19 protein-coding genes are annotated in these 16,856 nt (G+C 73.4%); 7 read left to right on the top strand and 12 right to left on the bottom strand.

Features of this window, described 5'->3' with window-relative positions; all coding sequences use genetic code 11:
• Positions 1-39: 39 nt before the first annotated feature.
• Together ACFY3U_RS08595 and ACFY3U_RS08590 are read left to right on the top strand one after the other, a co-directional pair.
• Positions 40-2,313 carry a DEAD/DEAH box helicase gene (locus tag ACFY3U_RS08595; RefSeq protein WP_387197104.1) on the top strand — a complete coding sequence of 758 codons (2,274 nt, stop codon included), beginning with the start codon at positions 40-42 and terminating at the stop codon, positions 2,311-2,313.
• A 99-nt stretch (positions 2,314-2,412) separates the two neighbouring features.
• Positions 2,413-3,033 carry a putative glycolipid-binding domain-containing protein gene (locus ACFY3U_RS08590; protein WP_387197101.1) on the top strand — a complete coding sequence of 207 codons (621 nt, stop codon included), beginning with the start codon at positions 2,413-2,415 and terminating at the stop codon, positions 3,031-3,033.
• 64 nt (positions 3,034-3,097) lie between these two features.
• Here ACFY3U_RS08590 and ACFY3U_RS08585 read toward each other — a convergent pair whose 3' ends face one another.
• Genes ACFY3U_RS08585 through ACFY3U_RS08575 form a run of 3 tightly spaced genes read right to left on the bottom strand, consistent with a single transcriptional unit; the run spans position 3,098 to position 5,544 of the window.
• Positions 3,098-4,189, bottom strand: a complete 1,092-nt coding sequence (locus ACFY3U_RS08585) for a PLP-dependent cysteine synthase family protein (RefSeq protein ID WP_387197098.1) — start codon at positions 4,187-4,189, stop codon at positions 3,098-3,100.
• A 22-nt stretch (positions 4,190-4,211) separates the two neighbouring features.
• Positions 4,212-5,039 carry an SDR family NAD(P)-dependent oxidoreductase gene (locus ACFY3U_RS08580; protein ID WP_387197095.1) on the bottom strand — a complete coding sequence of 276 codons (828 nt, stop codon included), beginning with the start codon at positions 5,037-5,039 and terminating at the stop codon, positions 4,212-4,214.
• 46 nt (positions 5,040-5,085) lie between these two features.
• Positions 5,086-5,544 carry an Lrp/AsnC family transcriptional regulator gene (locus ACFY3U_RS08575; protein ID WP_387197092.1) on the bottom strand — a complete coding sequence of 153 codons (459 nt, stop codon included), beginning with the start codon at positions 5,542-5,544 and terminating at the stop codon, positions 5,086-5,088.
• Between the two features lie 268 nt (positions 5,545-5,812).
• On the opposite strand from ACFY3U_RS08575, the gene ACFY3U_RS08570 reads away from it, so the two are divergent.
• Positions 5,813-6,079 (top strand): BldC family transcriptional regulator, encoded by a 267-nt coding sequence (locus ACFY3U_RS08570; RefSeq protein ID WP_088976967.1) that lies wholly within the window; start codon positions 5,813-5,815, stop codon positions 6,077-6,079.
• An 82-nt stretch (positions 6,080-6,161) separates the two neighbouring features.
• Here ACFY3U_RS08570 and ACFY3U_RS08565 read toward each other — a convergent pair whose 3' ends face one another.
• Positions 6,162-6,791, bottom strand: coding sequence for a UbiX family flavin prenyltransferase (locus ACFY3U_RS08565; protein WP_387197088.1), 630 nt, complete (start codon positions 6,789-6,791; stop codon positions 6,162-6,164).
• 145 nt (positions 6,792-6,936) lie between these two features.
• Here ACFY3U_RS08565 and ACFY3U_RS08560 point away from each other — a divergent pair, with 145 nt between their 5' ends.
• Entirely contained in the window at positions 6,937-7,902 is a 966-nt protein-coding gene (locus ACFY3U_RS08560; protein ID WP_387197085.1) for a terpene synthase, read from the top strand.
• Positions 7,903-7,927: 25 nt separating this feature from the next.
• Here the strand turns inward: ACFY3U_RS08560 and mqnP are convergent, their stop codons facing one another.
• Both mqnP and ACFY3U_RS08550 read right to left on the bottom strand, forming a co-directional pair.
• The gene (mqnP, locus tag ACFY3U_RS08555) at positions 7,928-8,839 is read right to left on the bottom strand and encodes a menaquinone biosynthesis prenyltransferase MqnP (protein WP_387197082.1); all 912 of its coding nucleotides are present in this window, start codon (positions 8,837-8,839) and stop codon (positions 7,928-7,930) included.
• Positions 8,839-10,299, bottom strand: coding sequence for a menaquinone biosynthesis decarboxylase (locus ACFY3U_RS08550; RefSeq protein WP_387197079.1), 1,461 nt, complete (start codon positions 10,297-10,299; stop codon positions 8,839-8,841). The genes mqnP and ACFY3U_RS08550 overlap by 1 nt, the downstream gene beginning before the upstream one ends.
• A gap of 307 nt (positions 10,300-10,606) precedes the next feature.
• Between ACFY3U_RS08550 and ACFY3U_RS08545 the strand changes: the two genes are divergently transcribed.
• Positions 10,607-11,479, top strand: coding sequence for an alpha/beta fold hydrolase (locus ACFY3U_RS08545; protein ID WP_387197076.1), 873 nt, complete (start codon positions 10,607-10,609; stop codon positions 11,477-11,479).
• A gap of 4 nt (positions 11,480-11,483) precedes the next feature.
• Here ACFY3U_RS08545 and ACFY3U_RS08540 read toward each other — a convergent pair whose 3' ends face one another.
• A complete protein-coding gene (locus ACFY3U_RS08540) occupies positions 11,484-12,044 on the bottom strand; it encodes a carboxymuconolactone decarboxylase family protein (RefSeq protein WP_387197073.1) in 561 nt (186 codons plus the stop codon).
• Positions 12,045-12,107: 63 nt separating this feature from the next.
• Here ACFY3U_RS08540 and ACFY3U_RS08535 point away from each other — a divergent pair, with 63 nt between their 5' ends.
• Positions 12,108-12,578, top strand: coding sequence for a MarR family winged helix-turn-helix transcriptional regulator (locus tag ACFY3U_RS08535; protein ID WP_387197070.1), 471 nt, complete (start codon positions 12,108-12,110; stop codon positions 12,576-12,578).
• Between the two features lie 54 nt (positions 12,579-12,632).
• On the opposite strand, the gene ACFY3U_RS08530 is transcribed toward ACFY3U_RS08535, so the two are convergent.
• On the bottom strand, positions 12,633-13,046 hold the full coding sequence (locus ACFY3U_RS08530) for a PIN domain-containing protein (RefSeq protein WP_387197067.1): 414 nt from the start codon (positions 13,044-13,046) through the stop codon (positions 12,633-12,635).
• Positions 13,043-13,264 carry a type II toxin-antitoxin system VapB family antitoxin gene (locus tag ACFY3U_RS08525; protein ID WP_387197064.1) on the bottom strand — a complete coding sequence of 74 codons (222 nt, stop codon included), beginning with the start codon at positions 13,262-13,264 and terminating at the stop codon, positions 13,043-13,045. The genes ACFY3U_RS08530 and ACFY3U_RS08525 overlap by 4 nt, the downstream gene beginning before the upstream one ends.
• A gap of 176 nt (positions 13,265-13,440) precedes the next feature.
• Between ACFY3U_RS08525 and ACFY3U_RS08520 the strand changes: the two genes are divergently transcribed.
• Positions 13,441-13,650, top strand: coding sequence for a hypothetical protein (locus tag ACFY3U_RS08520; RefSeq protein ID WP_387197061.1), 210 nt, complete (start codon positions 13,441-13,443; stop codon positions 13,648-13,650).
• Here ACFY3U_RS08520 and ccsB read toward each other — a convergent pair.
• The 3 genes from ccsB to ACFY3U_RS08505 all read right to left on the bottom strand — a co-directional run.
• Positions 13,616-14,593 carry a c-type cytochrome biogenesis protein CcsB gene (ccsB, locus tag ACFY3U_RS08515; protein WP_387197058.1) on the bottom strand — a complete coding sequence of 326 codons (978 nt, stop codon included), beginning with the start codon at positions 14,591-14,593 and terminating at the stop codon, positions 13,616-13,618. The two genes, ACFY3U_RS08520 and ccsB, sit on opposite strands and share 35 nt — an antisense overlap.
• Complete coding sequence (locus tag ACFY3U_RS08510) at positions 14,593-16,212, bottom strand: cytochrome c biogenesis protein ResB (RefSeq protein ID WP_387197056.1); 1,620 nt, start codon at positions 16,210-16,212, stop codon at positions 14,593-14,595. The genes ccsB and ACFY3U_RS08510 overlap by 1 nt, the downstream gene beginning before the upstream one ends.
• A partial coding sequence (locus ACFY3U_RS08505; RefSeq protein ID WP_387197053.1) for a cytochrome c biogenesis CcdA family protein occupies positions 16,212-16,856 on the bottom strand: 645 nt, incomplete at its 5' end. The genes ACFY3U_RS08510 and ACFY3U_RS08505, both read right to left, overlap by 1 nt.

The raw sequence follows: 16,856 nt of genomic DNA, 5'->3' as shown, positions 1-16,856 counted from the left end.
TTGTGGGGATCACTGACCTGGCGCGCCCGGTGCGCGCCCATGGGCGATCTTGCGGGCGATTCGGCGGCGAGCACAGCCGCGGCGGGCCATCGCGAAGATTGCGCCCCGCTCGAGAGGCATTTCTTGACCACCTCCGCTGACCCCGGCATCATTCCGTCCTCCTCCGACCAGCAGGCCGTCGTCGACCAGCAGGCTGCCGTCGACCAGCAGGCCGTCGACCAGCAGGCCACGACCGACCAGGCGAGCGGCCTCGACCAGCCGGCCGGGGACGTTCCCGTGGCCGACGTCGACTTCGCCGACCTGGGGCTGCCGCAGCAGCTGGTCGCCGCGCTCGCCCGGCAGGGCATCACCACCCCGTTCGAGATCCAGCGCGCCACCCTCCCCGACGCGCTGGCCGGCCGGGACGTGCTCGGCCGCGGGCAGACCGGTTCCGGCAAGACGCTGGCCTTCGGCCTGCCGATCATCGCCAAGCTGGCCCAGCTCAACCGGGCCCGCCCGCTGCACCCGCGGGCCCTGGTCCTGGTGCCCACCCGCGAGCTGGCGATGCAGGTCAACGACGCGCTGGTGCCGCTCGGCAAGGCCGTCGGCATCTTCCTCAAGACCGCCGTCGGCGGCGTCCCGTACGACCGGCAGATCGACGCGCTGCGTCGCGGCGTGGAGATCATCGTGGCCACCCCCGGGCGGCTCGGCGACCTGATCTCCCGGGGCGTCTGCAACCTCGACGACATCGAGGTCACCGTGCTGGACGAGGCCGACCAGATGGCCGACATGGGCTTTTTGCCCGAGGTCACCGAGCTGCTGGCGAAGACGCCGGCCGGCTCGCAGCGGCTGCTCTTCTCGGCCACCCTGGACGGTGACGTGGACGCGCTGGTCAAGCGGTTCATGACCGACCCGGTGACGCACTCGACCGCGCCGTCGACCGCCTCGGTGTCCACCATGGACCATCACCTGCTGTTGATCCCGCCGCACGACAAGTTCGCGGTGGCGGCCTCGATCGCGGCGCGGGACGGCCGGACGATGGTGTTCGCGCGTACCCAGCTCGGCGTCGACCGGCTGGTCGAGCAGTTCGGCGCGGTGGGCGTACGCGCCGGTGGCCTGCACGGCGGCAAGACCCAGCGGATGCGCACCAAGACCCTGGCCGAGTTCCGCGAGGGCCGGATGAACGTGCTGGTCGCCACCGACGTGGCCGCCCGCGGCATCCACGTCGACGGGGTCACCCTGGTGCTGCACGTGGACCCGCCGAAGGACCCGAAGGACTACCTGCACCGCGCGGGTCGTACCGCCCGGGCCGGCGAGTCCGGCGCGGTGGCGACCCTGGTGCTGCCCAAGCAGCGCCGCACCACCCTGGCCATGCTGGAGAAGGCCGGCGTCGCGCCGGAGGAGACCCGGGTGCGGGCCGGCGACGCGACCCTGGCCGAGCTGACCGGCGCGCGGGAGCCCAGCGGCGTCCCCGTGCGCGAGGAGCCCGAGCCGCGCCGGCACGGCGGCGACCGCTCCGGCGGCCCGCGCCGCTTCGGCGACCGCGACCGGCGCTTCGACCGCCCGAGCGGCGAGCGCCGCGACCGCGACGGCCGGGGCGAGCAGCGGTACGGCGACCGCCCGCAGGGTGACCGCCGCTACGGCGACCGGCCGCGGACCGAGCAGCGGTACGGCGACCGGCCGACCGGGGACCGTCCGTTCCGTGATCGGCCGACCGGCGACCGTTCGTTCGGTGACCGGGGTCAGCGCGGCTTCGGTGACCGGCCGGAGCGCACCGACCGGCCGACCGGCGAGCGGGGCTTCGGCAACCGCGACGACCGCCGGGCCGAGCGCTTCGGCGACGCCCGGGGCGAGCGGGACGACCGCACCGAGCGCTACGGCGAGCGGCGCTTCGCCGACCGCCCGACCGGGGACCGCTCGTACGCCGACCGGGGCGCCCGGGGCACCGGCGACCGGTCGTACGGCGACCGGGGCCCGCGTGCCACCGACCGCTCGTACGGCGACCGGCCGAGCGGGGAGCGTTCGTTCCGCGACCGGCCGACCGGCGACCGCTCCTACGGCGACCGGGGCCCCCGCGCCACCGGTGACCGTTCCTACGGCGACCGGTCGTACGGTGACCGTCAGCGGGGCTTCGGCGACCGGCCCGAGCGCACCGACCGGCCCACCGGCGAGCAGCGCTTCGGCGACCGGCCGCAGGGTGAGCGCCGGTTCGGCGGCGAGCCGCGCGGCACCGACCGGCGGGGCGGGTTCCGCGCCGAGGGACGGGTCCGCGACGACCGGCCGCGCGACGACAGCCGGGGCTACGGCGGTCGGCCGCCGGCGCGTACCCACTGATCCTGCCGACCACCCGGAACGCCGTCGCGGAGCCCACGCTCCGCGGCGGCGTTTCCGCATGCGCTGCCGGTGTCGGTGGGCTCGCGTAACGTCGCACCCATGCCGACGTCACTCTTCTGGAGCCGGACGGACACCGCCGGCGCCGAGCACGCCGTCCTCGACTCCGGCCCCGGGCTGGCCGCGACCGGCACCCAGGTCGCGGTGGACCCGATCCCCTACACCTGCCGCTACCGGCTGACCGCCGGGGCGGACGCCGCCACCGCTGCGCTGGAGGTGGAGGCCGAGGGCGCGGGCTGGTCCCGCCGGCTGCGGCTGGAGCGCGAGACCCGAGGCTGGCGGGTGCGCGCCGGTGAGCAGGGCGACCTGAGCGCCGCGCTGCGGGCGGCCGGCCGGCCGGCGGCCGGGCTGCCCGGCGCCGACGACCCGGACCGGCTGCACGACGCCCTCGACGTCGACCTGGGCGGCTCGCCGCTGTTCAACACCCTGCCGATCCGCCGGCTCCGGCTGGCCGACGCGTCGCCGGATCTGCCGCACACGGTCACCGTGGCCTGGGTGCTGGTGCCGAGCCTGGAGGTGGTGCCGGTCAAGCAGGTCTACACGCCGCTCGGGTCGGGCCGGGTCCGCTTCGTCAGCGACACCTTCCGCGCCGACCTGGAGCTGGACGGTGACGGTTTCGTCCGGCGCTATCCGGGCCTCGCCGACCGCGTCGAGGGCCGCTGAGCGCGCGCGGCGGGGGCCGTGAGGTCGCGGCGCCGGTGACCGCGCCGCCGAGCGCGGGCGGCGGTCAGCCCGGCCAGGCGCCGGTGGCGAGGAAGCGGTCGATGGTGGCCAGGTACGGCGCGAGGTCGAGCCCCTGGCCGGCCACCCAGTCGTCGGCGTAGTAGGTGTCGGCGTACCGGTCGCCCGCGTCGCAGATCAGGGTGACCACCGAGCCGGTGCGGCCCTCGGCGAGCAGCTCGGCGATCAGCCCGAACGCCCCCCACAGGTTGGTGCCGGTGGAGCCGCCGACCCGCCGGCCCAGCACCGCCGAGCCGGCGCGCATGGCGGCCAGCGAGGCAGCGTCCGGGACGGTGGTCATCCGGTCCACCACCGAGGGCAGGAAGGACGCCTCGACGGTCGGCCGGCCGATCCCCTCGATCCGGGAGCCCCGGCCGGTGCGCACCGACCAGTCGGCGGCCTGCCAGGCGGGATAGAACGCCGAGTTCTCCGGGTCGACCACGCACAGCTTGGTGGGCAGCCGCCGGTAGCGGGCGTACCGGCCGATGGTGGCGCTGGTGCCGCCGGTGCCGGCGCCCACCACCACCCAGGCCGGTATCGGGTGCCGCTCCAGCTCCAGCTGGGCGTAGATCGACTCGGCGATGTTGTTGTTGCCCCGCCAGTCGGTGGCCCGCTCGGCGTAGGTGAACTGGTCCATGAAGTGCCCGCCGGTGTCCTCGGCCAGCCAGCGCGCCTCGATCACCACCTTCGCCGGGTCGTCCACCAGGTGGCAGCGCCCGCCGTGGAACTCGATCTGGGCGATCTTCTCCGGCGAGGTGGAGGCGGGCATCACCGCGATGAACGGCAGCCCGAGCATCCGGGCGAAGTACGCCTCGGAGACGGCGGTGGAGCCGGACGACGCCTCGATCACCGTGCTGGCCGGGCCGATCCAGCCGTTGCAGAGGCCGTAGAGGAACAGCGAGCGGGCCAGCCGGTGCTTGAGCGAGCCGGTCGGGTGCACCGACTCGTCCTTGAGATAGAGGTCGATCCCCCACCGCCGGGGCAGCGGGAACGGCAACAGGTGGGTGTCGGCGGACCGGTTGGCGTCCGCCTCGACGGCGGCGATCGCCTCGGTCAACCACACCCGGCTGGCCTCGTCGCACCGGTCCAGATGAGTCACGCCGGCAACGTTACAAGCGAACTCAGCTCGCCTCCGGCCCGACCCGGCGCCGCTGCCGGCGCTGGCCGGCCCGGCCGGCGGCCCGGACCACCGGGGTGAGCGCGAGCGCCAGCCGGGGCAGCGCGTCCAGCAGCCGGACCTGCCCGCCCCGCCAGCGCGGCAGGCTGACCACCGGGCGCGGGTGTCGGGCCAGCCGGGCGGCCCGGGCCGCGACCCGCCGCGGGCTGAGCATCGTCCCGGTGAAGGAGGCCAGCGCGCCCGGGTCGTCCAGCCGGTCGTGCAGCATCGGCGTCCAGATCCCGTCCGGGCACAGGCACGACACGTGTACGTCCCGCAGCCCGACCATCCGCAGGTCGGCGAGCGTGCCCAGGCTGAACGCGAGCAGCGCGTGCTTGCTGGCCGCGTACACCGTCTCGCCGGGGGCGGCGATCAGCCCGGCCAGCGAGACGACGTTGAGCACGTGGCCCCGGCGTTGGGCGCGCATCACCGCCAGGGCGGCCAGGGTGCCGGTCATCGAGCCGAGGGTGTTCACCTCGATCAGCCGCCGCCGGGTCGCCGCGTCGTGCGTCCAGGACGGGCCGGTCACCAGCAGGCCGGCGTTGTTGACCCAGAGGCCGAGCCCGCCCCGGCCGGCCGCCTCGGCCGCGACCTCGGCGCAGGCCGCCTCGTCGCGGACGTCGAGCGCGCGGGACCAGCCGCCCAGCGGCGCGGCGGCGGCGCCGGCCGCGTCGGCGTCCAGGTCGGTCAGGAGTACGGCCCACCCGTCGGCGTGCAGCGCGGCGGCAATCGCCCGGCCCAGTCCGCCGGCCGCCCCGGTGACCACGGCGGCTCGCGGCGGGGGCGTCGTCATCGGCGCAACCTATCGCCGCCGGCCCGGGCGGCACCAGAGGCGTGGGTCAGGCGGTGGGCGGGGTGAGCGGCTGCGGGCGGTTCTCCCACTTGGTCGACAGCGCGATCCCGGTGCGGGTGGAGGCCACCCCCGGGGTCCGGTTCAGCCGGTTGATCAGCTGCTCCAGCTCGGCGATGGTGCCGACCCGCGCCTTGAGCAGGAACGACTCGACGCCCGCCATGAAGTAGCAGGACTCGATCTCGGGAATCCGCCGGAACGCCTCCAGCACGTCGTCGGTGTCGGCGTTGGAGTCCTCGACGATGCCGATCAGCGCCGTCACCCCCAGCCCGATCGCCTCCGGCTCGACCTCCGCCCGGTAGGCCCGGATCACCCCGCCGGACTCGAGCTTGCCGACCCGCTCGTGCACCGCGGGCGCGGAGAGGCCGACCTGCCGGGCCAGTTCGGCGTACGACAGGCGGGCGTTGCCGCGCAGCAGCTCGACGAGGTTCAGGTCGATGGCGTCCACGGAGTGTGACCTTAGCTGTCGGGGCGTAACGCGGGACGGCCGGCATCCGTTGGACATGACAGTGCGTCACAGTTCGCAGACCTACGGTCAAGGGAGCTCTCCACCGGTACCATTTACTAACTTCCCACTCAGTGCGTTTTTCGCGTTTGGCGGACAGGCCAGGTCGCTGGTGCTGTAATTGCCATACGTCCCTCATGACGGCTCTGGGCTCGCACCGGCCGGGGGCAGTGTGTTCAGCCGAGGGCTTCGTCGACGCGAGGAGGGGGCTGTGGACACTGGAGATCGCCTGCTGACACCGGGTGAGGTCGCCGCGCTGTTTCGGGTGGACCCGAAGACTGTGACGCGCTGGGCGGCGGCCGGCCGGATCGGCAGCATCCGGACTCCAGGCGGGCATCGCCGGTTTCGGGAATCCGAGGTGCGGGCCCTGCTGGAAGGGGAGGGCATGCTGGACGAGGCGGAAGAGATGGGAAAGCCGCGTAACGTCGGCCCCGCCGCCTCGACCGGCCCGGGCCCGGCCAACGCCGGGATGTACTGATTGGTGCGAGGTGGAAGCGCGGGCCGGCCGCAAGGTCCGGTCCGCTTCCGTCTGAACTGAAGGATCACCCCGGCCGGTGCGGTCAGGAGCGGTCGGCCGCCAGCTGGCCCGACCACCGCCGGAACAGGGTGTGCGGGACGCCGAGGGCGTCGAGCACCTTGCCGGCCACGAAGTCGACCAGTTGCTGCGCGGTGGCCGAGGCGCCCGCGCCGTAGAAGCCGGGGCTGGCTGGCAGCACCACCGCTCCGGCGTCGTGCAGCGCGATCAGGTGCTCCAGGTGGCTGCGGGTCACCGGCGTCTCCCGGGGCACCAGCACCACCGGCCGGCGTTCCTTAAGGTTGACCTCCGCGGCCCGCTGGAGCAGGTCCTTGGACAGGCCGATCGCGATGCCGGCGCAGGCCGCCGTGCTCGCCGGCACCACCGCCATCCCGCGTACCCGGTAGGAGCCGCTGCTCGGGCCGGCCGCGAGGTCGCCGGCGGGCCAGTGCCGCACGTCCGCGTCGGCCAGGTCGCGGCCGAGCCAGGCGGCCAGGTCCTCGGCCCAGTGGCCGTCCCGGAACGGCCGCCCGGTCTCGTCGAGGACGGTCAGCCGGGCGGCCCGGGAGACGATCAGGTCCACCGGCTGACCGGCGTCGAGCAGGCCGCGGACGACGGCCGCCGCGTACGGCGTGCCGGACGCGCCGGAGACCCCGACCACCCATGGTTCGCGCATGCCGTCCAGCGTGCCTGGTCGGGGCGGCGGGGCGGTCACCACCCCCCGTGTCGGCGTCGCCGCCGCTGGTGTCGGCGGGCAACGGGATCGCCGTGGACCTGAAATGCTGCCGTAGGCGATCCGCGCCGCGCGGGAGGGATCGGACATGACCGGTGAGGTCCTGTGGTCGTTGCGTGCCGCCTGCCCGATCCCGGAGCGGCGCTCGCCGCACGCCGACGCGGTGCACGAGTGGCTGCTGGACCGGCTCCCCCGGCTGGGCCTGCCGTTGGACGCGGACGCGTTGGCCCGGCTGGACCGGGCCGGCTTCGCCCGGTACGCGGGCCGGCTGTACCCGGACGCGGACGAGCCCGACCTGCGTACCGTGGCCGCCCTGTTCACCTGGTTCTTCCTGGTCGACGATGCCTGCGACGGGCCGGATCGGCTGCCCACCGGGGCGATTCCCGCCCTGCGCGCCGGGGCGGTGAGCCTGCTGCGTGAGGGGCCCCGACGGCGGCATCCCGGGTTCGGCGGGCCGCTGCGCCGGCTGCTGATCGACGGCTGGCGGGTGCCCCGGCGACGGATGCCGGCGCACTGGCGGCAGCGCTTCGCCGACGCGGTGGGCCACCACCTGGACGGGGCCTGGCGGGAGGCGGTGGCCCGGGACGCCGGCCGGGCGCCGGGCGTCGAGGAGTACGTCGAGCTGCGCCGGGCCACCTCGGCCGCGTACGTCTCGTACCCGTTGATCGAGTTCGTCGCCGGCCGGCCGCTGCCCGACCCGGTGTACCACCACCCGGTGCTGCGCCAGGTCGGTGACCTCGGCAACGACCTGCTGTCCTGGTACAACGACATCGCCTCGGTACGGCGGGACACGGCCGTCTCCGGCGGGCACAACCTGGTGCTGGCGGTGGCCGCCGAGCGGGGTGTGCCGCCGGTCGAGGCGGTGGCCGTGGTCGCCGAGCGCTGGCGGGAGACGATGGCGCGGTTCACAGCGCTGCGCGCGACGGTGCCGTCGTTCGGCCCGGCGCTGGACGAGTCGGTCACCACCCACCTCGACGGGGTGGCGAACGCCGTCCGCGGCACGATCGACTGGACGCTGGAGAGCGCCCGCTACGCCCTACCGGACCAGGCCTGACGCCGGGCCGGGGCGGGGCGGGCGGTCAGCCGCGCAGGTGCAGGCGGATCACCAGGTCGAGCAGCGCGAAGACGAACAGCGCGATGCCGACGAAGCCGTTGGCGGTGAAGAAGGCCCGGTTGACCTTGCTCAGGTCGGTGGGGCTGACCACCAGGTGCTGGTAGCCGAAGGCGACCGCGGTGAGCGCCAGCCCGATCCACCACAGCCAGCCGAAGCCGACCAGCACGCCGAACCATCCGAAGAGCGCGAAGGTGATCACGTGCGCGACGGTCGAGGCGTGCAGGGCGAAGCGCCGGCCGTAGCGCGCCGGCACGCTGTGCACGCCGATCTCCCGGTCGATCTCCGAGTCCTGGCAGGCGTAGATCAGGTCGAAGCCGCCGATCCACAGCCCGACGGCCGCGCCGAGCAGCCAGGCGGGCCAGGAGCCGTCGAGCGTGCCGGTGACCGCCAGCCAGGCGCCCACCGGGCCGACCGCCTGGGCGATGGCCAGCACGGCGTGCGGCCAGTTGGTGAACCGCTTGGCGTACGGGTAGACCACCAGCGGCACCACGGCGAGCGGCGCGAGCACCAGGCAGAGCGGGTTGAGCAGGGCGGCGGCGGCGAGGAACACCACCAGCGCGACGGCCGCGCCGGTCCAGGCCGTCCGCACGCTCACCGCCCCGGTGACCAGCTCCCGATTGGCGGTACGCGGGTTCCGCGCGTCGATCCGCCGGTCGAGGATCCGGTTCGCGGCCATCGCGAACGTCCGCGCCCCCACCATCGCCACGGTGATCAGCAGCAGGTCGACCCACCGCACCCGCCCCCCGTAAACCTGCATCGCGGTCAACGCGGACAGATAAGCGAACGGCAACGCGAACACCGAGTGCTCGATCGCGACCAGCTTGAGGAAGGACTTCACCCGGCCCGGCTTCTCGGCCGGCGCGTCGAGGACCGCCATCAGATCCCGTACTCCTTCCAGCGCTTGTCGACCAGGGAGGCGACCTCCGGCGACATGGTCATCTCCTCGGGCCAGCCGCGGGTGTAGCCCTCGGTGGGGAGCTTGCGGGTCGCGTCGACGCCGGCCTTGCCGCCCCAGAACTGCTGGTACGACGAGTGGTCCAGGTGGTCCACCGGGCCCTCGGTGAGCAGCAGGTCGCGGGCGTAGTCGACGTTGCCGAAGGCGCGGAACGCGACCTCGGCGTAGTCGTGCACGTCGCAGTCCTCGTCCACGATCACGATCAGCTTGGTCAGCGACATCAGGTGCGCGCCCCAGATCGCGTTCATCACCTTCTGCGCGTGCTTCGGGTAGCGCTTGCGGATCGACACGATCGCGCAGTTGTGGAAGACCCCGGCGGCCGGCAGGTCGTAGTCGACGATGTCCGGGATCATCAGCTTGAGCAGCGGCTGGAAGATCCGCTCGGTGGCCTTGCCCAGGCCGTGGTCCTCCTGCGGCGGCTTGGACGTGACGATCGAGTGGTAGACCGGCTCGCGCTGCATGGTCATCGTCTCGACGTGCAGCACCGGGAACGGCTCGACCGGGGTGTAGAAGCCGGTGTGGTCGCCGAACGGCCCCTCGGGCAGCCGCTCGCCCGGCTCCAGGTAGCCCTCGAGCACGATCTGCGCGTGCGCCGGGACCTGGAGCGGGACGGTGAGGCAGTCGACCATCTCGACCCGCTCGCCGCGCAGGAAGCCGGCGAACAGGTACTCGTCGATGTCACCGGGCAGCGGCGCGCTGGCCGCGTACGAGACGACCGGGTCGCAGCCGATCGCGATGGCGACCGGGAGCCGCTGGCCGAGCCGCTCGGCGACCGCGTGGTGCGCGGTGGAGTCCTTGTGGATCTGCCAGTGCATGCCCAGGGTGTTGCGGCCGTGCTGCTGGAGCCGGTAGAGGCCGAGGTTGCGCTTGCCGGTCTCGGGGTGCTTGGTGTGGGTCAGCCCGTAGTTGTGGAAGATCCCGCCGTCGCCCGGCCAGACCTGCAGGCCGGGCAGCTTGTTCAGGTCGACGTCGTCACCGCGGTAGACCACCTGCTGGCAGGGGGCGGTCTTCACCTTGCGCGGCGGCACCGACTTGAGCTGCATGACCTTGCCCAGGCCCTCGCGGATGCCGGACCAGCCGACCGGCAGCTCCGGCTTGATCAGCGCGCCGATCCGGTCGCCGATCTCGTCCAGCGAGTCGACGCCGAGCGCCATCGCCATCCGCTTCTCGGTGCCGAACAGGTTGATCGCCACCGGCATCTCGCCGCGGGTGGGCCGCTCGAACAGCAGCGCCGGCCCGCCCGCGCGCACGGTCCGGGTGACCACCTCGCTGATCTCCAGCGTGGGGTCGACCGGGACGTCGACCCGCCGCAGCTCCCCCGCGCGCTCCAGCGCCGCGAGGAAGTCCTTGAGATCGGTGTACGGAAACCCACGAGCCGCCATACCAGCCAGTCTCCCGCACCCCACCCCACCCCAACCACGCCGGGTGCGGCTCCCTCGCTGTGTCCCACCCCACCCCAGCCCGCCACCCCACCGCACCCACCCCCCGCCCGTCCGCCCGTCCGCCCGTTCGGCGTCGATCATGGAGTTGTAGCGCCCGACTTGCCCGTTCCGGGCGGTACGCGTACCACCACGACTCCATGATCGCCAGGGCGGGGCAGCCCGGGCCGGGCGGGGCGGGCGGGGCGGCATGGGGCGGGGGTGACGGGGTAGTCCGCCGCGACCATGAATGCGGCGGTTGGGGGCGGGGATGGGTGGCGCGCGGGTGCCCGAGGGCTTCACCGAGCAGCGGGTCCGGGTCGGGGACGTGACGCTCAACCACGTCCGGGGCGGCAGCGGTCCGCCGCTGGTGCTGCTGCACGGCTATCCGCAGTGCTGGCACATGTGGCGGCACGTGCTGCCCGAGCTGGGGCGGTCGTACGAGGTGGTGGCGCCGGACCTGCGCGGCTTCGGCGACAGCGACGCCCCACCCGACGGGTACGACAAGAAGACCCTCGCGGCGGACCTGCACGGCCTGCTCACCGGCCTGGGCCTGGCCGACGACGTCCGACTGGTGGGCCACGACGTGGGCACCATGGTGGCTTACGCCTACGCCGCCGCGCACCCGGACGTGGTGTCCCGGCTGGTGCTCACCGAGGCGCCCCTGCCCGACGAGAGCATCTGGTCGATCCCGGCCCTGACGTCGGCCGGGCCGGCGGTGTGGAACTTCGGCTTCTTCAACGTGACGAACGGGCTGCCGGAGCAGCTGGTCACCGGCCGGGAGTCGCTCTGGGTGGACCGCTTCACCGACTCGATCATGGTGAACAAGGGCAGCATCGGCCCCGACGACATCGAGGAGTACGCCCGCCACCTGCGCGACCCGGACCATCTGCGGGCCAGCTTCGCGTACTTCCGGGCGTTCGGGAAGGACGTCACGGACAACGCGGCGTACCGGTCGACGAAGCTGCCGATGCCGGTGCTCGCCGTGGGCGCCCGGGCCAGCCTCGGCGAGCAGGTGGCCGGGCAGGTCCGCGGGTACGCCACCACGGTCACCGGCGAGGTGGTCGAGGAGTGCGGGCACTGGCTCTTCGAGGAGCGGCCGACCGAACTCCTCGACCTGCTGCTGCGGTTCCTGCGCGGGTGACCGGTCAGGCCGCCGGCTCCCAGGCGTACGCCGCCAGGGGTGGGTCGAGGGGCGCGCCGGTGAGCCGGTTGGCGAAGGTCGAGATCGTGTACGTCCCGACGCCGAGCACCACGTCCAGGGCGTGTCGGGGGCGGAAGCCGGCAGCAAGGAACGCGGCCAGCTCGTCGTCCGGCACCGCGCCCCGGTGGTCGAGGACGGCGACGGTGAACCGGCGCAGCGCCTCCAGCCGGTCGTCCGGCAGCGCGGTGGCGGCCCGCAGCGCGGCGACCAGCTCCGGGGCGGCGCCGTGGCGGTGCAGGGTCGCGGTGTGCATGGCGACGCAGAGGTGGCACTCGTTGCGGGTGGCCACCGTCAGCACGACCACCTCGCGCTCGATTCCGTCGAGGTCGGTGGCCTCGAAGGTGGCGTTGGCGGTGAGGAAGCCCCTGAGCAGCTCGGGAGACTCGGCCATCAGGGTGACGGCGGCGGGCAGCTGCCCGAGCTTGCGCCGTACCCCGTTCATGATCGGCCGGGCGGCCTCGGGGGCGGTGTCGTGGGTGTGGGTGGGGAAGACCGGTCGGGACACGGCGGCGCTCCTCGGCTAAGATAGTCAACGTGGTTGACCAAACCGTAAACCAGGTTGTCGAAGATGGCAACGCCTGACCGCCCGGGCTTCGTGCTGCCGCTGCTGCTGCTCGCCGGCTTCCGTACGCTCATCGACGAGCTGCACACGGAGCTGGCCCGGCAGGGCCACCCCGACCTGCGCCCGCTGCACGGCTTCGTGCTCCAGGCCGTCGGCGCTGACGGCACCACCGCCTCCGAGCTGGGCCAACGGCTCGGCGTCTCCAAGCAGGCGGCGGGCAAGACCATCGACCGGCTGGTCGCCCTCGGCTACCTGGAACGCGTCGACGACCCGGCCGACGCGCGCCGCAAGCTGGTCCGGATGACCGGGCGGGGGCTGGACGGGCTGCGCCGCTCGGCGGTCGTCTTCGACGCGCTGCGTGAGCGCTGGGCGGCCACCCTGGGCGCGGAACGGGTCGACGCCATGGAGGACGACCTGCGCCGGGTCGCCCCCGCCGACGTCTTCCGCCTCGACGTCCCGGGCTGGTTGGGCGGCTGAGCCACACCCGCTCCGCACGTGGCGAGCACCGGACCCAGCAGGAAGGCGGCGAGTTCAGGGCAGCGATCGGACGCGCCGCTCGACCATGTCGGGGAGGTGCCGTGCGGCGGTCGCGAAGTCGTTGTCGTCGTGCAGGATGACCAGGCCACGGATCGCCGCAGTGGCGCAGATCAGCAGATCGACGCAGGAAAGCGCCCGATGAGCCCCGAGGCGCAACAACCGGTACTGCGCGGACTCGACCCATGACCACGCCGTCTTCGGCACCGGCACGTCGGGATACAACGCGGCAAACATCGCGTTCATCTGCTCGTACTCGTCCAGGCCGCGAGCCGAGCGGCGAAACTCCGTACGCTGCGGCTGGCACGACCCGATCGCGTGCTCGGAGACCACGTCGGACCAGCCGACCCGCACCTCGGGGTCACGCAGCAACCGCCACAGGGCCGAGGAGTCGACCAGGTAGCGGATCACTCGGCGGGAGTCTTGTCGGCCGCGCGCGCGTGCTGCCAGTGCTCGTAGTCCCAGTGCTGGGCCACGGCGGCGTAGTGATCCAGCGCGGCGATCCGCCGATGCCGGGCGGCGTACTCCCGCAGGGCGAGGTTCACCGTCTCCTTCTTGCTCCGCGCCCCGGACAGCCGCATCGCTTCCGCGAGCGCCTCGTCATCAAGATCGATCTGTGTGACGGTCATCGCCGACCCCCTGTTGGTGATGTACAAGACCTCGACACATCTCCAACATTCTACTGCGGTGCGGGTGAAGGCCGCAGGCCCCGGTTCGGCTCGAACCGGGCAGCGGCCCGCAACGCATCGCAATTCGCAGGATTGCATCGGTGACGACATAGGCGTCGAACGGGCAGGATGAGCGGATGGACGACGCGTACGTGTCCGGCGATCCGGACGGCCTCTCGCCCCTGCTGCGCGAGATCCGCGACGCCGTGGCCCGGGAGCTGCACGCGCAGCTCGCGCTGCGGGCCGAGCGGATCGACCTGGCCGACGTCCCGGAGATCGCCTACCAGGTCACCCGGCAGGTGGAGGCGGTGCTCAGCTCACCCCGGCGTACGAGTGCAGGCCGGTGAAGAAGAAGTTCACCCCGAACAGGTTCATCAGCATGGTCAGGAAGCCGAGCACGGCGATCCAGGTGGCCACGTTCCGCTTCACGCTCGGCGTCGCCCGGGCGTGCAGGTAGCCCGCGTAGACCACCCAGGAGATGAACGCCCAGGTCTCCTTCGGGTCCCAGCCCCAGGCCCGGCCCCAGGCCGCCTCGGCCCAGATCGCCCCGGCGATCACCGCGAAGGTGAAGATCGGGAAGGCGAAGGCGTGCAGGGCGAAGGTCAGCCGCTCCAGGCCGGCCGCCGCGGGCAGCCGCCGGGCCAGCGTGTACGGGAAGCTGCGCTTGCCCGCCTCGTACCCGTTGCGCAGCAGGAACGCGGTGGCCGGCACCACGCCCAGCAGGAAGATCCCGGAGGCGAACACGATCGTCGAGACGTGGATGACGAACCAGTACGACTGCAGCGCCGGCATCAGCGGCACCACCTGGATGTAGAGCTTCAGCTCGGCGAAGGCCAGCAGCAGCACCATGACCAGGGTCAGGAACAGCCCGAGCCGGCGCAGGCCGGGGCGCTTGGCCAGCACCGCCAGCCAGGCCGCGGACCCGATGAAGGTGACCGTCAGCACGAACTCGTACATGTTGCCCCAGGGCATCCGCTCGGCGGCGATGCCCCGGGTGACCAGCGCGCCCAGGTGCAGCGCGGCGGCCAGCCCGGTGAACCCGGTGGCGACCAGCCCGGCCAGCCGGGCCCGCTCCGCCGAGCGGCTGGGCCGGGCAGCGGGCGCCGGGGAGACCGGCGCCTCGACCGGGCCGCCGGGGCCACCGACGCCGGCGCCGACCAGCTCGCGGGCCGGAGCCGCCGCGGCGACCGCGCGGACGTTGCCGAGCGCGTACTCGACGGCGTGACTGATCATCGCGACCAGGTACGCCAGGATCGCGAAGGTCACCAGCTGGTCGGAGAGTGCGGACATCACTCGACTCCTTCTCGCGCCCGCCGGTCGGCCGCCCCGCCGTCGCCGACCGCGGCGACCAGCTGGGCGAACTCGGCGGCGAACCCCGGGTGCTCGGTGCGCGGCAGCCCACCGGCCTCCACCAAGCTACTACCGTTCGTCGGAGATCCACTGTCGGGGGGCGTCACCCGGAACCAGACCCGCCGGCGCCGGCCGAAGAGCGAGCCCATCAGGCCGAGCAGCAGCGTGCCGCAGGCCACCAGCAGCAGGGTCTGCCCGGGGGCGTGCCGGACGGCGAGGGTGACGTACGGCTTGGTGCCGAGGAACTCCAGCTTGCTGCCGTCGTCCAGGGTCCAGGTCTCGCCCGGCTTCAGCAGCTTGTTGCCCAGCTGCTTGAGCTTGCCGTTGCTGACCTGCCGCTGGTCGAGCTGGTAGACCGAGCCGGGGATGCCGGCGTCCAGCCCCAGGTTGCCCCGGTACGCGGTCAGGTTCACCGCCGGGTTGCGCTCGGCCGGGAACCGGGACGCCACGAACGGCGCGCCGTCCGGGGCGGTGGGCAGGTAGAGCCCGTCGAAGGCGACCTGCTGGCCGGGCTCCCGCTTGCCGGTCTTCGGGTCGACGTTCGCGTCCGGGAAGAGGGCGACGCCCTCCTCGGTCGCGTTCGGGTCACCGGTGCGCAGGAACGGCTCGTCGCTGACCTGGCTGCGGCCGTACCGGTCGGTGTACCTCAGCACCGGCGCGTAGCCGTTGCCGAGCAGGTAGACGTTCGCCGGGCCGAGCCGCAGCGGCGAGTTGACCGAGAAGCCGACGCTGCGGGGTGCCTCGTCCGGGGAGTCGACGCTGACCGTGGCCCAGAACCGGGACGCCTGACCGGAGGCCAGGTAGTCGGCCTCGAACCGCTCCAGGGTGAGGCAGAACGGCGGCAGGTCGGCGCTGTCCACCCGCGGCCCGAGCGACGCCTCGGCGTACTGCTGGCGGCTGTTGCAGAAGGCGTTGTCCGGGCCGGCGACCAGGATCCGGTTGCCGTGCCAGCCGTACCAGGAGCCCAGCATCACGCCGAGCAGGACGGCGATCAGCGAGGTGTGGAACAGCAGGTTGCCGGTCTCCTTGAGGTACCCCTTCTCGGCGGAGACCTCGTTGCCGCGTACCTCGACCCGCCAGCGGCGGCGACGCAGCACCGCGGCGATCGCCGCCGGGTCGGCGGCGGCCGGGGACTCCAGCGCGGCGTGCTGCGGCAGCCGCTCCAGCCGCTTCGGGGCGGCCGGCGGCCGCATCCGCAGCGCCCGGACATGGTCCCGGAGCCGGGGAATGATGCAGCCGATCAGCGAGGTGAACAGCAGCAGGTAGATCGCGGAGAACCAGACCGAGCCGAACACCTCGAACGCGCCGACCTGATCGAGCCGGGGGGCCAGGTCGGGGTGGTCGACGAACCACTGGTTGACCTTCTCCGGGTTGACCCCCCGCTGCGGCAGCACCGAACCGGGGATCGCGGCCACCGCGAGCAGGAACAGCAGCACCAGCGCGGTACGCATGCTGGTCAGCTGCCGCCACGAGTTGCGCAGCAGGGCCAGCACCGGGTTGGGGCGGCGGCGGGGCGCCTCGGCGGGCGGGCTCGCCGGCCGGTCGTCCACGGTCGTCATCAGATGCTCACCTCGCCCACCCCGACGGTCGTCTGCAGCCAGATCACGAAGTTCTGCCAGCCGCCGGTGACCAGCGCCAGGCCGATCAGGACCAGCAGCACGCCGCCGATCCGGGTGACCCAGCGGCTGTTGCGCCGGACGGCGCGGAACACCCCGAGCAGGCGCTGGAAGCCCAGCCCGAAGGCGACGAACGGTACCCCCAGCCCGAGGCAGTACGCCACGGCCAGCACCACCGCCCGGTCGGTCTTGCCGGCGGCGGTGGCCATGCCGAGCACCGCGCCGAGGGTGGGGCCGGTGCACGGCAGCCAGCTCAGCGCGAAGACCGCGCCGAGCACCGGGGCGCCGAGCAGGCCGGCCGCCGGCAGCCGGTTGATCCGGAACTCCCGCTGCATGCCGGGCACCACGCCCAGGTAGCTGAGCCCGAGCAGCACCACCAGCGCGCCGATCACGATCTCCAGGGTCCGCTGGTGGTCGAAGAAGACCCGGCCGAAGCTGGCGAAGAGGATCGCGGTGGCGGTGAACACGACGGTAAAGCCGGCGATGAAGAGCAGCGTCCCGGCGAGCACCCGGCCCTTGACGGCGGCCGCCGCGCGAGCGGGCGCGACGTCGGCGACGGCCACCCCGCCGCGGGCCGCGCCGTCGGC

It is taken from the genome of Micromonospora sp. NPDC000089, from assembly GCF_042899365.1.
Lineage (GTDB): Bacteria > Actinomycetota > Actinomycetes > Mycobacteriales > Micromonosporaceae > Micromonospora.
This window is presented reverse-complemented; position numbering and strand designations above follow the sequence as displayed.

Excerpts from the sequence above, each read along its gene's own strand:
- ACFY3U_RS08595 (WP_387197104.1), top strand. The coding sequence starts at position 40 with ATGGGCGATCTTGCGGGCGATTCGGCGGCGAGCACAGCCGCGGCGGGC.
- ACFY3U_RS08590 (WP_387197101.1), top strand. The coding sequence starts at position 2,413 with ATGCCGACGTCACTCTTCTGGAGCCGGACGGACACCGCCGGCGCCGAG.
- ACFY3U_RS08580 (WP_387197095.1), bottom strand. The coding sequence starts at position 5,039 with ATGACGACGCCCCCGCCGCGAGCCGCCGTGGTCACCGGGGCGGCCGGC.
- ACFY3U_RS08565 (WP_387197088.1), bottom strand. The coding sequence starts at position 6,791 with ATGCGCGAACCATGGGTGGTCGGGGTCTCCGGCGCGTCCGGCACGCCG.
- ACFY3U_RS08560 (WP_387197085.1), top strand. The coding sequence starts at position 6,937 with ATGACCGGTGAGGTCCTGTGGTCGTTGCGTGCCGCCTGCCCGATCCCG.
- mqnP (WP_387197082.1), bottom strand. The coding sequence starts at position 8,839 with ATGGCGGTCCTCGACGCGCCGGCCGAGAAGCCGGGCCGGGTGAAGTCC.
- ACFY3U_RS08550 (WP_387197079.1), bottom strand. The coding sequence starts at position 10,299 with ATGGCGGCTCGTGGGTTTCCGTACACCGATCTCAAGGACTTCCTCGCG.
- ACFY3U_RS08545 (WP_387197076.1), top strand. The coding sequence starts at position 10,607 with ATGGGTGGCGCGCGGGTGCCCGAGGGCTTCACCGAGCAGCGGGTCCGG.
- ACFY3U_RS08535 (WP_387197070.1), top strand. The coding sequence starts at position 12,108 with ATGGCAACGCCTGACCGCCCGGGCTTCGTGCTGCCGCTGCTGCTGCTC.
- ACFY3U_RS08525 (WP_387197064.1), bottom strand. The coding sequence starts at position 13,264 with ATGACCGTCACACAGATCGATCTTGATGACGAGGCGCTCGCGGAAGCG.
- ACFY3U_RS08520 (WP_387197061.1), top strand. The coding sequence starts at position 13,441 with ATGGACGACGCGTACGTGTCCGGCGATCCGGACGGCCTCTCGCCCCTG.
- ccsB (WP_387197058.1), bottom strand. The coding sequence starts at position 14,593 with ATGTCCGCACTCTCCGACCAGCTGGTGACCTTCGCGATCCTGGCGTAC.
- ACFY3U_RS08510 (WP_387197056.1), bottom strand. The coding sequence starts at position 16,212 with ATGACGACCGTGGACGACCGGCCGGCGAGCCCGCCCGCCGAGGCGCCC.